Origin of the sequence: Erwinia sp. INIA01 (assembly GCF_025947915.1) — a bacterium.
GTDB lineage: Bacteria > Pseudomonadota > Gammaproteobacteria > Enterobacterales > Enterobacteriaceae > Erwinia > Erwinia coffeiphila.
The window spans coordinates 712,009-728,889 of the sequence record NZ_JAPDNC010000002.1 but is presented as its reverse complement, the minus strand read 5'-3'; the positions used below and the strand labels follow the sequence as shown (position 1 = coordinate 728,889).

Below are 16,881 nucleotides of genomic sequence, written 5' to 3'. Positions count from 1 at the left end.
GAGCAGCCTGGTAGCTCGTCGGGCTCATAACCCGAAGGTCGTCGGTTCAAATCCGGCTCCCGCAACCAATTCGCAGCAGTCAGGCGAAAGAAAGAAAAAGAAAGTGTCGTGATGGAAGCGGCAACGCGGACGCGGGATGGAGCAGCCTGGTAGCTCGTCGGGCTCATAACCCGAAGGTCGTCGGTTCAAATCCGGCTCCCGCAACCAATTCGCAGCGGTAATGCGAAAGAAGTAAAAGAAATGTCGTGATGGAAGCGACAATACGGACGCGGGATGGAGCAGCCTGGTAGCTCGTCGGGCTCATAACCCGAAGGTCGTCGGTTCGAATCCGGCTCCCGCAACCAATCAAACACCCTTAAGGGTGTTTTTTTGTATCTGCAGTTTGTTCGCTGATATAAAGCGGACGGTTTCCCCGCCCACTCTTCTCTACTTATGCGGGCTCAACGATGCGCCGTTAGCAAAGTAAGCCTTAATCCCGGCAAAAATCGACTCCGCCACTTGCTGCTGAAAATGCGCGGTACGCAGCTTGCGCTCTTCTTCTATATTGCTGATAAAGGCCGTCTCAACCAGTATTGACGGAATATCCGGGGCTTTGAGCACCGCAAATCCGGCCTGATCGACGCTGCGTTTATGCAGATGGTTCACCTTCCCCATTCGTGACAGCACCTCTTTACCAAACTTCAGGCTGTCGTTAATTGTCAGGCTCTGCACCATATCGAACATCGTATGGTCCAGATAGCGATCGCCACTCATGCTGACGCCGCCAATTAAATCCGATTCGTTTTGGGTTTGCGCCAGATAACGCGCGGCGGTGCTGGTGGCCCCTTTGGTCGACAGGGCAAAAACCGACGACCCGCGAGCAGCGCGGCTGGTAAACGCATCGGCGTGGATCGAGACAAACAGATCCGCACGCTGCTTACGCGCTTTCGCCACCCGAACCTTCAGCGGGATAAACACATCTTCATTACGCGTCATATAAGCACGCATGTTCGGGTGTTTATCGATTAGCGCTTTCAGGCGGCGGCCAATTTTCAGCACCACATCCTTCTCGCGGGTTTTATGCTTGCCGACCGCACCGGAATCTTCCCCACCGTGCCCGGGGTCAATCATAATCACGATGGGCCGGTCTTTCCCGGCCTTACCCGGCAGCGGTGCCGCGGCGGGCTGGCTGCGTTCCAGCTCGCCCTGATTGTAATCTTCCAGTAATGCCAGCAGCGGATCATCATCGTGCGGCTGTTTAACCGGGTAAAGATCCAGCACCAGGCGGTTTTTGATCCCGGCAACCGGTGCCAGCGTAAAGGTCTTGGGCGAGACGTTTTGCTTCAGTTCCAGCACCAGGCGTACGGTGCTGGCATCAAACTGCCCCACGCGGGCATTTTTGATGTAGGGGTCGTCCTGACGCACCAGATTGCCGACACCGTTCAGCGTATGATTGAGCTGAATATTTTCAATATCGATCACCACGCGATCGGGATTACTGAGCGCGAACTGCTTATACTTCAGTGGGATATTAGACTCAATGGTCAGGCGAGAATAGGTTGATGATGGCCAGATGCGGATCGCCACAACATGGCCGCCGGCAGCCATACCTGCCCGGCTGACGCTGAGCAGCAATACGGCACCCGCTCCCTGTAAAAGCCGTCGTCGGTTGAGGGATGTTGAATCGGTCATGCCACTCCAGTTGCTGTGAATTGATTAATAAAAAGACAAACGTTCGTTTTTTGCAAAAACTTTAGCGAATCCCTTAACCAGTGTCACCCCAAAAAAGCGATTAAATGCAGCACATTAGCTTGAGCAAAAATCAGTACTGGGTGATAACTAAGGAAAAATGCCACTTGCGCCCGAAGCAATAAAAGAATAAAAATACACATTTACCGAATAATAATGCAAAGAGGGTTTGCCGTGAAGGAACGTAGTACCGAGCTGGTTCAGGGTTTTCGCCATACCGTTCCCTATATCAATGCCCACCGTGGTAAGACGTTTGTCATTATGCTGGGTGGTGAAGCCATCGAGCATGAGAACTTCTCAAGCATCGTTAACGATATTGGTCTGCTGCATAGCCTGGGCATCCGCCTGGTGGTGGTTTACGGGGCCAGACCGCAGATCGATGCCAACCTCTCAGAGCGAAATCTCGAGCCTGTTTATCACAAGCATACCCGCGTAACGGACGCACAATCGCTGGAGCTGGTCAAACAGGCCGCCGGCCGGCTGCAGCTGGATATTACCGCTCGCCTGTCGATGAGCCTGAACAATACTCCGCTGCAGGGCGCGCATATTAATGTAGTCAGCGGCAACTTTATTATCGCCCAGCCTCTGGGCGTGGATGACGGGGTGGACTACTGCCACAGCGGCCGTATTCGCCGCATTGATGAAGAAGCGATCCACCGTCAGCTGGACAGTGGTGCCATCGTGTTAATGGGCCCGGTGGCGGTTTCCGTTACCGGCGAAAGCTTCAACCTGACCTCTGAAGAGGTGGCAACCCAGCTGGCGATTAAGCTGAAAGCGGAGAAAATGATCGGTTTCTGTTCCGAGCAGGGTGTCACCAACAGCAACGGCGATATTGTCTCCGAACTGTTCCCGAACGAAGCGCAGCAGCGCATTGAAGAGCTGGAAAACGACCAGGACTACCATTCCGGCACCGTACGTTTTCTGCGCGGCGCGGTAAAGGCCTGCCGCAGCGGCGTGCGTCGCAGCCACCTGATCAGCTATCAGGAAGACGGTGCCCTGCTGCAGGAGCTGTTCTCTCGTGACGGTATTGGTACGCAGATTGTGATGGAGAGCGCTGAGCAGATCCGTCGCGCCACCATTAACGATATTGGCGGCATCCTTGAGCTCATCCGTCCGCTGGAGCAGCAGGGTATTCTGGTGCGCCGCTCACGTGAACAGCTGGAAATGGAAATCGACAAATTCACCATTATCGAGCGCGATAACCTGACTATCGGCTGCGCCGCACTTTATCCATTCCCGGAAGAGCAGATTGGTGAAATGGCCTGCGTTGCCGTTCACCCGGATTACCGCAGTTCATCACGCGGCGAGGCGCTGCTTGAGCGTATCGCGCTACAGGCTCGCCAGATGGGGCTGAAGAAGCTGTTCGTGTTGACCACGCGCAGCATCCACTGGTTCCAGGAGCGCGGCTTCCAGCCGGTGGATGTGGAACTGCTGCCGAGCAGTAAGAAAGAGATGTACAACTATCAGCGCCGTTCCAAGGTGCTGATGGTAGATCTCCGGGAAAACAGCGTGCACGTGCGCCAGAGCTAACTGGCGCCGCGCTATTTTACAATCGTTCCACCAAACCGCTTCGGCGCTGGGTACGCTTTTTCACCGCGCTGTTAAAAACGCGGGTATCAGCGTACAGCGTCAGCTGGCGCTTAGCGCGGGTAATGCCGGTATACACCAGCTCACGGGTTAATACCGGCATCACCTGATTCGGCAGCACCATCAGCGTGTGCTCAAACTCTGACCCCTGAGATTTATGCACCGTCATCGCATACGCGGTGTCGTGCGGGGGCAGTCGGCTGGGCTGCACCGCTTTGATTGAGCCATCCGGCAGCGGGAAAAATACCTTCAGCGCCTGCTCACCATCCAGCATCGCAATGCCGATATCTCCGTTAAACAACCCCAGCAAGCGATCGTTGCGGGCAATCATCACCGGCCTGCCAACATACCATTTACCGTTTGCCAGCGTACCGCGACGAATCAGTCCGGCCTGGCGTAGCGTAGTTTCAATACGTTCATTCAGGCCGCTAACGCCGAATGGCCCCTCACGCAGTGCGCACAAAAGCTGGAAGCGCCCAAATGCCGACAGCACGTCAGCAGGAGAATCCCCTGCGGAAAGCCGCGAGAGATAATCACGGTAGCCTGTCGCACAGTCGTTAAGCAGCTGCTGGTACTCTTCGCTGCTGCTTAAACCGTGCCGGCGGATATCGCTAAACTCACCGCCAAACACGGCGTCTGCCCGTTTTACATCCCCGGCATTCACCGCCATCGCCAGCTGGCCGATTCCCGAAGATTCGGTAAATCGATAACTTTTACGCAGCAGACAAATCGCATCACGTACCGGCGGAGCGGCTTGATCCTCATTCCCCGTCACCTCACAGCCGGTGAGCCGGGCCAGTTCAGCGGCACGCGCCGGGCTGTAGCCAAATTCGGCGCACCGACAGATATCACCCAGTACGGCTCCCGCCTCTACGGAGGCCAGCTGATCGCGATCGCCAAGGAAGATAATCCGCGCCTGCGGCGGCAGCGCGGCAATCAGATTCGCCAGCATCGGCAGATCGACCATCGATGCCTCATCGACGACCAGCACATCCAGATGTAGCGGGTTACCGGCATGGTAGCGCATGCGCTGGCTGCCGGGCAGCGCGCCCAGCAGGCGGTGCAGCGTTGTCGCCTCCGCGGGAAAGCGTTTCAGTACCGCATCGTCCAGCGCCAGCTGCTGCAGCGTTTTGCCCAGTGACTCGGTCAGACGTGCCGCGGCCTTGCCGGTCGGAGCCGCCAGTTCTATCCGCGGGGAACCAGGGTAAAGCTCAATCAGACAGGCCAGCAATTTAGCCACGGTGGTGGTTTTACCCGTACCCGGGCCACCGGAGATCACGGCAACCCGTCGGGTGATGGCAACCGCTGCCGCAATTTTCTGCCAGTCTTCCGGCTGCTGGCCGAAATAACGATCCAGCGTGATACGCAGCGCCGCGTCATCAACGGGTAAGGGCTGCTGCTGACGATGAATAAATTCGACGACTTGCCCTTCACTTTGCCACATGCGGTGCAGATAAAGCCGCTGCTGTTGCAGCACCAGGGGCGTGCCGTGCGAGCCATCGCTCACGGCCGAACTCTCAGACAGCAGCTGATGCCAGTTCGTCGGTGAACCGGCAGCCTGCCAGATTGCCTGAGAAAGTTCAGGATGGCGCCCGTCAAACATCTCGTCAGGATGCAGCAGCTCAAGAGGCAGACAAACGTGCCCTTCTCCTGCATCACGGCTGACTAAGGCCGCTGCCAGCATCAGTGCGGGCTGATGTTCACCGGCTACCATCAGCGCAAACTGTATGTCCAGCGTGCGCAGCAGCCGCTGGCGACACGCCAGCTGCAGGTGCTCGATTAGCGTCATGCTTCACTCTCCACTTCGGCAGCAAACAGCAGGTCAAGCGCGTTGACAAAGTCTGCCTGTGGCCGGGTACTGAAGATGCCGTTACTTCCTTCCGTACCGTCCAGGCCACGCAGGAAAAGATAGATTACGCCACCAAAGTGTTGTTCATAGTCATAACCGGCAAGACGCTGCCTGAGGTAGCGATGCAGCGCCAGGCTATAGAGTTGATACTGTAAATCGTAGCGATGAGACTGCATCGCCTGCGCCATCGCTTCCTGGGTATAGGCGCTGCTCTCCTCCCCCAGCCAGTTCGACTTATAGTCGAGCAGGTAATATTTCCCCTGCCAGCAAAACACCAGATCGATAAACCCTTTCAGCATGCCGCGAACCTGATAAAAATCGAGGGGCGGACATCCGGCGGAGAGCGGGTCCTGCCGCACCAGTCGATCCAGATCCTCAGCGGTGAGCAGGCGGGAAATCGGCAGATAAAATTGCAGCTCCACCCGGCACGTATCCGGTGAAAGCTGATTCAGGCTAACGCCACTGTCATTAAGCGGGGTTTGCAAAATGCGCTGCATCCATTCCGTCATCGTTGGCAGCCAGGCCATATCCAGCCCCTCGGCACTGAGCCGTTCTGCCAGCCACTGTTCATCAAGCTGTGCTGAAAAGTCCAGAGATTCAAACAGACTGTGCAGGAATGTACCCGGTGCTGCACCGCGCGGGAAGGTATGTGGCGTCAGCTGCGGCAGTAGAGAATCCTGCGCCTCACCGACGGCATCAACATCCAGCCGAGGCAAAAGATCCAGTGCCGCTGCGTGGCCGTGCTGCTGTAAACCTGAATAGCTGGTCACGCGCCAGTCGTCACGCAGTAGACGCGTCAGCTGCTGGCTGCTCAGGATTAACTGCCCTTCCACCTCCGGCTGCCACAGCTCAGCTTCCGTCAGCGGTACGGCAGCCAGTGCGGTATGATCGCTTTCCATCTCTTCCAGCAGAGCATGCAGCATTGCAGCATCGGCCGCCTCGCCGCGCTGGATAAGATATCCCGGCGCGCTGTGGTGTAGATCGCTGTTGCCTTCTTTCTTGCGCGTACCTTTAATCAACGGAGCAATCCCGACGCTACAGTGGTAAATCGATCGCGTCAGCGCTACGTACAGCAACCGTAAGTCCTCGGCCAGCCGCTCTTCTTCAGCCAGGCGGGCGCTCTCCTCATCCTGCTGTAAATCCAGCAGCGCCTCGAAGGTCTCCCTGTCGTGATAGATGCCGTTTTCCGCCGCACGGTAGTTAGAGACGAACGGCAGCCAGACCAGCGGATACTGCAGGCCTTTCGATTTGTGAATAGTCACAATCTGCACCAGATGGCGATCGCTCTCCAGCCGCAGCTGCTGATTAGCTACCTGAGCGTCGGGCTGCACAACCTGCTGTGCCAGCCAGCGAACCAGCGCATGCTCGCTATCCAGTGCGGTTGCCGCCTCCTGCAATAATTCACCCAAATGCAGTAGATCGGTCAGACGGCGTTCACCACTGTCGGATGCCAGCAAATTCTCGGCGATTTGCCGCCGCATCATCAGATCGCGCAGCATCGGCAGCACGCCCCGTTTCAGCCAGCGCTGACGGTAACGATCGAACTCATCGACCAGCTCATCCCATGCACGCTCATCGCGACTCAGGGCATCCAGCGTTAGCGCATCAAGCCCAAACAGGCTACTGGCCAGTGCGCTGCGCAAAATACGCTCCTGCTCCGGTGCCAGCACGGCCTGGAGCAGCAGCAGGACTTCGCGTGCTTCCGGTGTGGTAAATACGCTATCGCGGTTGGAAAGATAGACGGAGGGAATAGCCAGGCGATTCAGCGCTTCACGCATCACGGCCGCTTCGCTGCGGCTGCGCACCAGAATGGTAATATCTGAAGCCTGTAGCGGTTTAAGGTGCTGCATTTTTCCGATCAGCGCCAGCCCCTGCTGCCCCGCGGTCAGCCAGCGGCAGATTTCCGTCGCACACTGCTGCGCCATATAGTGCTGATAATCAGCCACTCCCACACCGTCGCCAGGCTGCAGCCAGAACTTCAGCGCGGGCTGCTCCACACCGTCCACACTGAAGCTCAGAGAATGGTTGGGTTCCGCCGGGCTGACCTCAATAAACGGGATTTCCTGGAATACAAACGGGGCAGGATGACGCTGGAACAGCTGATTGACGCTGGCCACCATCGCCGGTGACGAACGCCAGTTGGTTTCAAGAGTATAGTGGGCACTGACTTCAGCCCGCGCCCTCATATAGGTAAAGATATCTGCGCCACGAAAGGCATAGATCGCCTGTTTCGGGTCGCCAATCAGCAGCAGAGCACTATCGGCCTGCCCCACATAGAGCGTCTGAAAAATTCGATACTGCTGCGGATCGGTATCCTGAAATTCATCGATCAAAGCGACAGGGAAGCGCTGACGTACGGCAGCAGCTAACAGGTCGCCGCCGGGCTGTTGTAAGGCAGCATCGAAACGGCCAAGCAGATCGTCAAATCCTAACTGCGCGTGCAGGCGTTTTTCCTGACGGGTCACGGTACGGATTTCGTCCAGCGCACGGGCAACAATCAGATCGCGCAGCGTGTGGGGCTGTGCCAAAAAAGTATCAATCTGTTCAAAGAGCGGATGAACGGGAGCGACACCTTTTTTCGTTTTTTCCACCAGCACCCGCTGGCCAAAGCGTTCGAGATCTTTTGCCACGTCATAATCAAGAGTTTCGCTTTGCGCCCACTGGGTAATTTTATTCAGCCAGTTAGGTAAGTGCTTACTGTTGTAGCTACGCCGGTCGATACCTGACGCGTCAATCAGCTCAAACAGATTTCCCGCCGCCAGCCACGCCTGCTTCAGCGCAGTTATCTGGCCGATAATCGCCTCGTGCCGCTGTACCAGCGTTTCTTCCGGGTCCGGCGCTGATTTCAGTGAAGGAGCCTCGCCCCCCAGCCAGGGCGACAGGTCCCTGAGCAGCTGTTCAGGCCCATCCCACAGCTGGCGAACAACACGGGCAACCGGCAGCGGTAGCGGATAGCAGTGGCGTCGCCAGAAATCCGCCGCTGCACGGCGGCGCAGCGGCGTTTCATCTTCAATCAGCTGCTGTTCGAACAACATGCCGGATTCAAAGGCGTTCAGATTGAGCATCCGCTGACAGAAGCCGTGAATGGTAAAGATACCGGCTTCATCCATCTGCCGCTCGGCCGCCAGCAGTACTGATGCAGCCTGCCGCAGATCGGGAATTTGCTCAATCAACGCTTGCAGCATCGGATTACGGCTTTCACCACGCACACAGTCGATACGCAGTGCGTGGATGTTTTCACGAATACGCCCGCGAAGCTCGGCGGTGGCGGCCTCGGTAAAGGTCACCACCAGAATCTCCTCCACCGACAGCGGACGGCTGAATGCAGATTCTCCGCCTAATCCCAGCAGCAGTCGCAGATAAAGCAGGCCGATGGTAAAGGTTTTCCCCGTACCCGCCGACGCTTCAATCAACCGCTCGCCGTGCAGCGGCAGGGTTAACGCATTCAGCCTTTCCGCAACCTGCTGACTCATGGTTTATCCTGGCTCACCGGGAACGACTGTTGCAGGGTAGACAGATTTTTCCAGGTCTTCCATCCTGCCGGAGCCGCATAGTCCGCCTTACCGTGATGGCTGCCGGAAATCTGCGATAGCAGTGCCAGACCGGTTGGTGCGATAACCGCCTGATGGAAGAAATCAGCAATGCCATCCGGCGTCAGCGCCTGAATCTGCGCAATCACTTTTTCGCGCGTATCGAACTGATAATTTTCGCGATTAAAATCTTTGCTGTAACGACCGGCTTCTTCATCCAGAGTCTGCGGACGCTGTTTCAGCTCGTTGATCATCGCCGCCTGATACTGGGCAAAATCCTCTTTGCTCAGCGCACGCAGGCGCTTCTCGGCGGAAGGATAAAATGCCTGGAAACGCTGCAGCAGGTAAGCGGGCTGCTTGACGTTACTTTGCAGCAGGAAGCCGATGCCCCACTGACGCCCCACCGGCATCTGGAAGGCAAACACCGCATAGCCAAGCTGCTCTTCGGTACGCAGCTGGTTATAGAACCACGGCTGGATAATCTGGCTCAGCATGCTACTGCTGGCCATACTTTGATGTTCATCAAAGCCAACCGGCACGTAGACCGCCGCCAGCGCCGAGTCCGTGCTGCTTCCCGCTTTTTGCAGATTGGCCAGCGCCTTGTTATCCACTTTAATGAATTCATTGTGCCACCAGCTGTGGCCTTCGCAGTTCAGCTGCTGTCTGACCTGTTCAGCCAGATTGTTTACCGCCTCAGGAGTCATATTGCCGACAACCAGCAGCTCGGGCGTAGACTGCTCCAGCAGCATTTTACGGTAGTCCAGTAACTGCTTCAGGGTGATAGCAGGCAGTAACTTACGGCGCTCGCTACGCTGGGTATAAGGCAGACGCGACAGCAGCTGCGCAGGCTGGATAGCCAGTTCAAATGCTTTGCCTTTTTCCGCCGAGTCCAGGCGTTCCAGATACCAGGATTTGGCCTGTTCCAGCTGTTGTTCCGTCGGCGTGAAGCTGGCATACCCTTCCAGCAGCTGCTTCATCAACTTCGGCAGGCGCTGCGTAAAGCCGCTGGCGCTGAACGTCACGCCATCATCTTCCCCGGTGGAAAAACTAATGCCGCCGACCGATGCCTGCGAACTCAGTTCATCCAGCGCTACGCCAGCCAGATAATCATTGAGAGCGAACAGCACCTGATTCTGTGCGCTGTCCACCGCTGCTTTGTTACGCAGCGCCAGGGTGATATTGGCCTTAGGCTCATCAGCATAGTACTGGCTGGGCATGTAGAAGACCCGCAGCCCAGGCTGATTGAGCAGTTCCTCCGGACGTTCATACTTCTTATCCGGTTTGATCAGACTGAAGTCGTCAGGAATGTACGGGTTGAGCACCGGCAGAGACAGGGTTATTTTGTCGCTCTCTGCCTGCCATTTACTGAATCTTTCGCTGCCGATCTTATCCACCTGATAAGGCGCATCAACAAAGTAGGCCGTTTTGTTATGTGGTTCATTCGGGCTGATAAACCAGATGCGGGCATTCTGCGGGGTCATTCCCTCAAGGCGCGCTTTAATAGCCTGTGGATCGTAGCGGTCTGCGATGTAAGGTGCATCCAGCACATCGGCAACCGGCACGCGAAGCATGGTATCCACCAGCCATTCGATGTAGTCCATATCACGGGTGATGGAGGGATAACGGAAATCCAGGTCCAGCACGTGCGCCACTTCATCAAAGTAACTTTTATCGATGCCCTGCGTACGTAAGGTGTTCAGATAGCTGAAGACTGCGGCGATAACTTCATCACGATTGGCCTGGCCTTTATCCGTCAGCGAGACGGAAATCGAGAATACCCCACCGTTGCGGTCGATAACCGGATCGGCACCGGCACTGATAGAGTCAGCCAGCCCACGGCTTTGCAGCCAGTCTGATAAGGTGTTTTTGCTGCGGTTACCAATCAGATAACCAATAAGCGTATCGGTTTTACTGCGGAACTCGGCGCTGTTGTTATCAATGCGGAACTCAATGCGCAGCTGCTTGCGCGGCTGTGCAGGCACATAGTGAATGATGATGCCTTTCTGCTTATCGGTGACCACCGGCACGGTGATATCCGGCACCGTCGCCTGACGGTTTTCGACGCGGCCAAAGGTTTCGGCGGCTATTTTTTCCAGCTCGGGCAGCGGTTTATTACTGTAGATCACCGCTTTCATCAAATTGGCTGAGTAATAACGATGATAAAACGCCTTCAGGGCATCGTGCAGTTTACTGCCCGGCTTATCGCGCAGGGTTTCCAGATTCCCGCCGGAAAAGCGTGAGCTGGGATGTTCAGGGTTTAGCGTTTCAGCACCAACCTGTGCCATACGCAGGCCATCACGGGATCGCGCCATGGTCAGCTCGGCGTTGACCGCATTACGTTCGCGATCGGCATTGACCGGGTCGAGCAGCGGTTCGGCAATGGCGTCGGCCAGCCTGTCGGCAGCCGGTTGCAGCGCATCGTTCTCCACTTCCAGATAAAACGCCGTACGATAGGATGCGGTACTGGCGTTGTGGCTACCACCGTGCTTTTTCAAAAATTCGGCAAGGTTATCCGGCTGCGGGTAACGCTTTGACCCCATCAGCACCATGTGCTCAAGATAGTGTGCCAGACCAAGCTGATCGGTGGGGTTTTCCAGCGATCCGACCGGCAGCGCCAGTGCGGCCAGCGACTTTGTGGCCTTGTCATCGGAAACCAGCAAAACGGTCATGCCGTTATCCAGGCGGATTGCTTTGTACTGACGAGGGTCTTTTTCACTTTTACGAATAATGTCTGTGACCGGTTGCCATCCGGTTTCTGCCTGTGTCAGCGGGCTGAACAGGGCGAAAAAGACAAAGTAAACTAACCAGACTGCATAACGACGCATTCAAACTCCCTCAATTTTGCTGGTGTTTAATTGTTATAAAATAACACTACAGGAGATCATCCTGATTGTCCGTAAAACTTCCCCTATCTTCCTTGGGGAATGTGGGTACATCACCAAATACTATACAGAACGGTGCGCCTGAAGCAGCGGTAAAAGCCAGCGTTCAGCATTCTCGGTCATTGCCAGCAGGTACGTTTCATCCAGCGTACGGATCACCCGTTGCAGATAGGGATCGCTGCCTTCGCCCTCAATCTGATAATTTCCCTGCCAGCGCGCCAGCAGCTTGTTACGCGCTTTTTTCTGCGCAGCATCATCTCGCAGCAGCTCACCGGATGATTCATCGTAACTTTCCTCCAGCCAGGCAGCACCGGATTCAGTCAGCAGCAACGGTGAGCACATGCCCTCGCGGTAGCCCGCAACGTAACGTGCCAGCTGATGCAGGGCGTCATCCGCCGTAATCGCCGGGAATCGCCATTCGCTATCGTTGCGCCCCAGCATCAGGCTGGTACCATTGCCGCCCGTCGCACAGTAAACCAGGTGTTCCAGCCACAGGGTCAGGCCATCCTTAAAGTTAAGATTGCCCGGCCGCCAACGTAACAGTCCACTGTCCTGCACCTGAGCAAGCCATCCGGTAAGCAAAACACCGTCAACCAGCAGCGAGATTTCCCGGCTTTCCGCCGCCGCACGCTGCTCGCGCACGCGGCTGGCCAGCACGTTCATTTCCTGCTCCTGCTCTTGCCAAACCAGTTCACCGAATGCGCCGTAGGGTAAAGCCCCTGAAGCACGTTGCCGGGCGTAAAGGCGGGAACTTTCTTCCCCCTCTATCAGGCTGTTAAGCAACTGCGCATTCATCTGATAACGCGTCAGGCCATCCAGTGCAAAAGGCTCGGCGTCTGGCAATTCCATCTCTTCCAGTCTGAAGCTGACGCCAAGCCGCATGCTGAAAAATGCCCTGACCGGATGCCGCCAGAAGCGCACCAGTTGCTCAAAGCTTAGTGAATCAAGCTTTTCCGCTGCTAAAGGCTGCATAAACGGCGGATGAGCAATACCCGATGCTTTAGCAGCAGGTAACCACTCGTCAGCAAAACTTCTGAACTCAGAAGCTGCACTGAAGTTTTCGGCCGCAAAAGGCATTCTGCTGTGCAGATGATGCAGATGGTGCGCCACGTTTTTCGCACTGCGGTCAACATCCAGCGAACGGTCTTCGGGCAAGCAGAAGCTCTGGCAGATGTACTCCACTAATTCACTGACCAGTACAGAGGGATATCGTTCCGTATTATCCTGAATTGAACGGGCGATATAGCTGATATACAGCTGCTGCTGCGCTGAATTTAGCGCTTCCAGGAACAGATAGCGGTCATCATCGCGGCGGCTGCGATCGCCTTTTTGCAACTGCTTGCTCATTAAATCAAAGCCGAGCGGTGGCAGCGTTCGTGGATAAATACCGTCGTTCATACCCAGCAGGCACACCACCTTGAAGGGAATAGAACGCATCGGCATCAGGGTACAGAAGTTCACCGGCCCCGCGAGGAAACGCTGGCTGATACGCTGCTGATCGAGCCGGGAGACCAGTTCATCGCGCAGTACGGTTAGCGGTACGGCCTGCTGATAACCGGCTTCAACGCCGTAGCCAATCACCTGCTTCCACTGATCTTCAATCAGCGTTAGCGCCGCTTCCGTTTCCGCATCGCAGATAAAGAAATCATCTAATAGCTGGCGACAGAGCGGCAGCCAGTGTGCCAAATCGCTGGTTTCATCCAGCCAGCGCCGCCAGCGATGCAGCTGCATCAGTAACTCGGCCAGATTCCCAGCCAGTTCCGCGATCAAGCCACTGGACTCATCATAAGGCAGGACCCCCTGCCACTCCCCGGCATCACTGTTCATCGCGTAGCCCAACAGCATTCGCGTCAGGCCGAAGTGCCAGGTATGCTGACCGGTAGCCGGCAGGTCCAGCTCGCGGACGTTGTCATCATCCAGACCCCAGCGAATACCGGATTCAGCAACCCAGTGGCGCAGCAGGCGTAGCCCCTCTTCATCAATTGCAAAACGCCCCGCCACCGCAGGAACTTCAAGCAGGGCCAGAACATCTTCAGCGGTGAAACGGCTGTCAGGTAGGCTCAGTAGCGAAATAAACGCCTGAAGCGCGGGGTGCGCCTGACTGGCGCGACGGTCGGAAATGGCAAACGGCAGCGCACGCACCGGTGGTGCATTACCAAATACCGCCTGAATAAAGGGCGTATAGGCATCGATATCAGCCACCATGACGATGATATCGCGCGGGGTCAGCGCCGGATCGTCAGCCATCATTGCCAGCAGCCGATCCTGCAGAACTTCGACCTCGCGCTGCGGGCTGTGGCACTGATGGATCACAATTGAACGATCTTCCGGTGCAAGCAGGCGTTTGGCTTCACTGTTTTCCCATTCGCTTTTTTTCAACCCGATAACCGCGTTGTCTTCCAGTTCCAGCAAATCCCGCTTCAGCGTTTGCAGCAGGTTTACCGGCTCAATATCGACAAAGGCGAAGACCTCATTAGGTTCAATCTGCGCCAGCAGGTAGAGATTATCGCGCCCCAGCTTGCCCCATGAAGCCAACAGAGGATTACTCAGCTGCTGCTCACCTGCATCGTTGAACAAAGACGATGCGCTGTCAGCATCACGGAACTGGGAGATCTCATGATTATCCTGATAATGCCTGCGGTTGCGGTTTTGCAGCCTGGCCAGAAACGCGTAATCCTGAATATCTCCCCAGTAATGACGGCAGGGATTGGTAAACAGCAGATGAATATCGATATGTTTACCCAGCGCGCTAAGTGCCTGTAAATAAACCGGCGGCAGTGCCGAAATCCCACAAATAAACACCCGATCCGGCAGATTTTCCGGGCGAGTTGAGCTGTTTTCCAGCCGGTGAATAAAACGCTGATAAAGGTTGGCACGGTGCCATTCAGGTTGCCCAAGCTGATGGGTATATTCAACCAGTGCCGCCCACAGCGGAGCCTGCCAGACCTGTGCCTCGCCAAGCCCCTCGGTCAGTTCGCCTTTTTCCCATCCGTTAAGCCACTGCGGACGATACACCAGATACTGGTCAAACAGGTCGGCAACTCTGGATGCCAGCTGGAACAGCTTGCGCTTATCGTCGTCATCGCTAAGGTAATTACGCAGCGTTGCGAAAGCCTCTCCCGGCAGCATCTCAGGGAGGATCGCCATCAGTTTCCAGCTCATACCGGACTTGCTAAAAGCGCTCTCACGTGGAATATCCGGTAACACGCGAACAAACATGTCCCAGATAAAGCTGGCGGGGAGCGGGAATTCAATATTAGCCGCAATACCAAAATCTTCGGCCAGCGACATTTGCAGCCACTGTGCCATTCCCGGGCTTTGTACCAGCACCACCTCCGGGCTCAGCGGATTGGGCAAGGGCTGATTTTTTATCTGCCATGATGCCAGCGTCTTAAGCAGATCCAGCTGATTGGAATGGTATACCGTGAACATAACCGACAGATTCTCAACGTAAGAGGGTTTAATTTCCTGAAGGGTACTCTACCCGCACAGGACGAACATTGGAAATGTAGCACCATAGCGGTCAATTACCCACCGCCGGGCAGCGTAGCTGAACCAGTTCGGCCCGGCGCCCCGAAGGGCTTACCGTTTTGGCGATTAACAACGGGCATCCTTCCGGGCCATCCTTCTGCTGCACCTGTGCCTGCCATCCCTCCAGCGGATTACCCTGCAACAGTTGCCGGGCGTTACGCCATGCGCTGCGCTGCTGCCACTGTTGCTGGAACCCCTCTGCCAGCACCAGCTGATAGCGCATCAGAGCCATGATGCTAAGGCTAAACAGCAGCAGGGCAAACAGTGTTTCAACCAGGCTAAATCCCCGTTGATTACTACGAGGGATCATCACACAGGCTCCTGTCGGGCAATGGGCAATAATCCAGCCAGCCCTGAGGGACCGCGCTAACTTTCCCACCGGTAAGGCTGCTAACCCAGCGATACAGAGACAACGTTCCACTGCCGCTGTCACCGCGCAGCAGCATTCCGGAGGCGTGGCTTAGCAGGCAGGCGCGCCAGGTATACTGCGGCTGGATCTGGCAGTACCAGCCTTCAGCAGTATGCCAGGTCAAGCGTTCTCCCCAAGTCAGCGCAGATACCGCATCGGTGTACTCAAGGATATAGTGCCGTTCATCAGTGACCAGGCTGAGATTATCACTCAGCTGCTGGCGTGTAGCGTGCAGCAATGCGGTGCCCATAAGCAGAATGATAATCACCATCAGCAGTGCGCCGTTTCCCTGTTGTCGGTGCATTATAAATTCTCCGCCACCAGCCAGTGCTCAATATGCTGGACCAGAGCAGGCCAGACGCTGGAACTCCCCTTCAACATGAATCGGACCTGCTGCCGATTGCGAACCACCCTGAACTCCTCAATGGCGATGACGCGGGGATCGTTCAGCTTCTCCCAGCCGCCGCCTTCACAGCGATCAACGCCGCGCTGCATTTCCAGATTTTTCGATCTTAAGCGAAAGCCGTAGTAATCGCTGTCTTCTCGCCCGGTACTCTCCCATTGCCCGTTGCTGTTTTCATCCCAGCGCACCAGCAGGCAGCGACCTGCGTTCTGAATCTGCATCGCGGCCCCGCTACAGCGACCGTGGCAGTAGCCCGCGCGCCGGGCGGCTTTTTCCAGCGTCTGCATAATCTGCTGCAGCTCTTCATTGAGCTGAACCTGTATCTGCAGGCGCAAATTATGCTGCTGCAATAGCGGTAACGTTCGCGCAGCGCCGAGCATTATGACGCTTCCGATCGCCATCGCCAGCAGCGTTTCAAGTAAGGTAAATCCCCCCGTATTCATCGGCATCCTTCCTCTGATACTGAGCAAATGCGCACCCTGCCACGCGAAGAGACAATGATTCGCCGTTCACCGGCATCGCTGGCAATAGTGATATTGCCAGGGCGGGCGGTATTCTTCACACCATAGAACCCGATTTCCGCGGTCATCGAGCGTATGCTGACTTCCGGCCACGGAGCCAATAGTGTAAAGCGGGCCTGCGGGGAACAGACATCAGGAACACTTCCGCCTCCCAGACACCAGTATCTGCCCGGCTTAAGCCAGATGACCCTGTCGGCGTTATGCCACCAGGCATCGCTGCGCAGGCGCAGAAGCAGCCGCTGGATCTGCTGCGCACTGTCATTAAGCTGACGTAGCTGCTGCCATCGCTGCCAGCCCTGCCATGACCCCAGGCTCAGTACAGCGATGAGCGCGATTACCATCATCAGTTCCAGCAATGTGAATCCCGCTGATCGCGTTATTTTCATCAGCCGAGTGTTGGCTTTTCTCCGCCACGCCGCCAGCAGTACCTTGTGGGTTTAC

General features: G+C 56.2%; 10 protein-coding genes and 2 tRNA genes. 3 read left to right on the top strand and 9 right to left on the bottom strand.

Going from position 1 to position 16,881, the window contains the following annotated elements:
* Positions 1–130 precede the first annotated feature (130 nt).
* A tRNA-Met gene (locus OMR58_RS05160) sits at positions 131–207 on the top strand.
* A 60-nt stretch (positions 208–267) separates the two neighbouring features.
* Positions 268–344: transfer RNA gene (locus OMR58_RS05155), tRNA-Met, on the top strand.
* 82 nt (positions 345–426) lie between these two features.
* Here OMR58_RS05155 and amiC read toward each other — a convergent pair.
* Entirely contained in the window at positions 427–1,671 is a 1,245-nt protein-coding gene (gene amiC / locus OMR58_RS05150) for an N-acetylmuramoyl-L-alanine amidase AmiC (RefSeq protein ID WP_264545396.1), read from the bottom strand.
* 213 nt (positions 1,672–1,884) lie between these two features.
* On the opposite strand from amiC, the gene argA reads away from it, so the two are divergent.
* Entirely contained in the window at positions 1,885–3,258 is a 1,374-nt protein-coding gene (gene argA, locus OMR58_RS05145) for an amino-acid N-acetyltransferase (RefSeq protein ID WP_172606628.1), read from the top strand.
* 16 nt (positions 3,259–3,274) lie between these two features.
* On the opposite strand, the gene recD is transcribed toward argA, so the two are convergent.
* The 8 genes from recD to OMR58_RS05105 all read right to left on the bottom strand — a co-directional run bounded on the left by recD (position 3,275) and on the right by OMR58_RS05105 (position 16,826).
* Positions 3,275–5,104 carry an exodeoxyribonuclease V subunit alpha gene (recD, locus tag OMR58_RS05140; protein ID WP_264545395.1) on the bottom strand — a complete coding sequence of 610 codons (1,830 nt, stop codon included), beginning with the start codon at positions 5,102–5,104 and terminating at the stop codon, positions 3,275–3,277.
* Positions 5,101–8,637: an exodeoxyribonuclease V subunit beta gene (gene recB / locus OMR58_RS05135; protein ID WP_264545394.1), complete on the bottom strand. Its 3,537-nt coding sequence runs from the start codon at positions 8,635–8,637 to the stop codon at positions 5,101–5,103. The genes recD and recB overlap by 4 nt, the downstream gene beginning before the upstream one ends.
* Positions 8,634–11,519 (bottom strand): pitrilysin, encoded by a 2,886-nt coding sequence (gene ptrA / locus OMR58_RS05130; RefSeq protein ID WP_264545393.1) that lies wholly within the window; start codon positions 11,517–11,519, stop codon positions 8,634–8,636. The genes recB and ptrA overlap by 4 nt, the downstream gene beginning before the upstream one ends.
* Before the next feature lie 120 nt (positions 11,520–11,639).
* A complete protein-coding gene (gene recC / locus OMR58_RS05125) occupies positions 11,640–15,008 on the bottom strand; it encodes an exodeoxyribonuclease V subunit gamma (protein WP_264545392.1) in 3,369 nt (1,122 codons plus the stop codon).
* Between the two features lie 91 nt (positions 15,009–15,099).
* Positions 15,100–15,417: a prepilin-type N-terminal cleavage/methylation domain-containing protein gene (locus tag OMR58_RS05120; RefSeq protein ID WP_264545391.1), complete on the bottom strand. Its 318-nt coding sequence runs from the start codon at positions 15,415–15,417 to the stop codon at positions 15,100–15,102.
* Positions 15,404–15,820 (bottom strand): YgdB family protein, encoded by a 417-nt coding sequence (locus OMR58_RS05115; RefSeq protein ID WP_264545390.1) that lies wholly within the window; start codon positions 15,818–15,820, stop codon positions 15,404–15,406. Before OMR58_RS05115 ends, OMR58_RS05120 begins: the two co-directional genes overlap by 14 nt.
* Positions 15,820–16,368: a prepilin peptidase-dependent protein gene (locus OMR58_RS05110; RefSeq protein WP_264545389.1), complete on the bottom strand. Its 549-nt coding sequence runs from the start codon at positions 16,366–16,368 to the stop codon at positions 15,820–15,822. The genes OMR58_RS05115 and OMR58_RS05110 overlap by 1 nt, the downstream gene beginning before the upstream one ends.
* Entirely contained in the window at positions 16,359–16,826 is a 468-nt protein-coding gene (locus OMR58_RS05105; protein ID WP_200560074.1) for a prepilin peptidase-dependent protein, read from the bottom strand. The genes OMR58_RS05110 and OMR58_RS05105 overlap by 10 nt, the downstream gene beginning before the upstream one ends.
* Positions 16,827–16,881: the final 55 nt, after the last annotated feature.

What these genes read in the sequence shown, in the direction of transcription:
- OMR58_RS05120 (WP_264545391.1), bottom strand. Translation starts at nt 15,417, where the DNA reads ATGATCCCTCGTAGTAATCAACGGGGATTTAGCCTGGTTGAAACACTG.
- recC (WP_264545392.1), bottom strand. Translation starts at nt 15,008, where the DNA reads ATGTTCACGGTATACCATTCCAATCAGCTGGATCTGCTTAAGACGCTG.
- argA (WP_172606628.1), top strand. Translation starts at nt 1,885, where the DNA reads ATGCAAAGAGGGTTTGCCGTGAAGGAACGTAGTACCGAGCTGGTTCAG.
- amiC (WP_264545396.1), bottom strand. Translation starts at nt 1,671, where the DNA reads ATGACCGATTCAACATCCCTCAACCGACGACGGCTTTTACAGGGAGCG.
- recD (WP_264545395.1), bottom strand. Translation starts at nt 5,104, where the DNA reads ATGACGCTAATCGAGCACCTGCAGCTGGCGTGTCGCCAGCGGCTGCTG.
- OMR58_RS05115 (WP_264545390.1), bottom strand. Translation starts at nt 15,820, where the DNA reads ATGCACCGACAACAGGGAAACGGCGCACTGCTGATGGTGATTATCATT.
- recB (WP_264545394.1), bottom strand. Translation starts at nt 8,637, where the DNA reads ATGAGTCAGCAGGTTGCGGAAAGGCTGAATGCGTTAACCCTGCCGCTG.
- OMR58_RS05105 (WP_200560074.1), bottom strand. Translation starts at nt 16,826, where the DNA reads ATGAAAATAACGCGATCAGCGGGATTCACATTGCTGGAACTGATGATG.
- ptrA (WP_264545393.1), bottom strand. Translation starts at nt 11,519, where the DNA reads ATGCGTCGTTATGCAGTCTGGTTAGTTTACTTTGTCTTTTTCGCCCTG.
- OMR58_RS05110 (WP_264545389.1), bottom strand. Translation starts at nt 16,368, where the DNA reads ATGCCGATGAATACGGGGGGATTTACCTTACTTGAAACGCTGCTGGCG.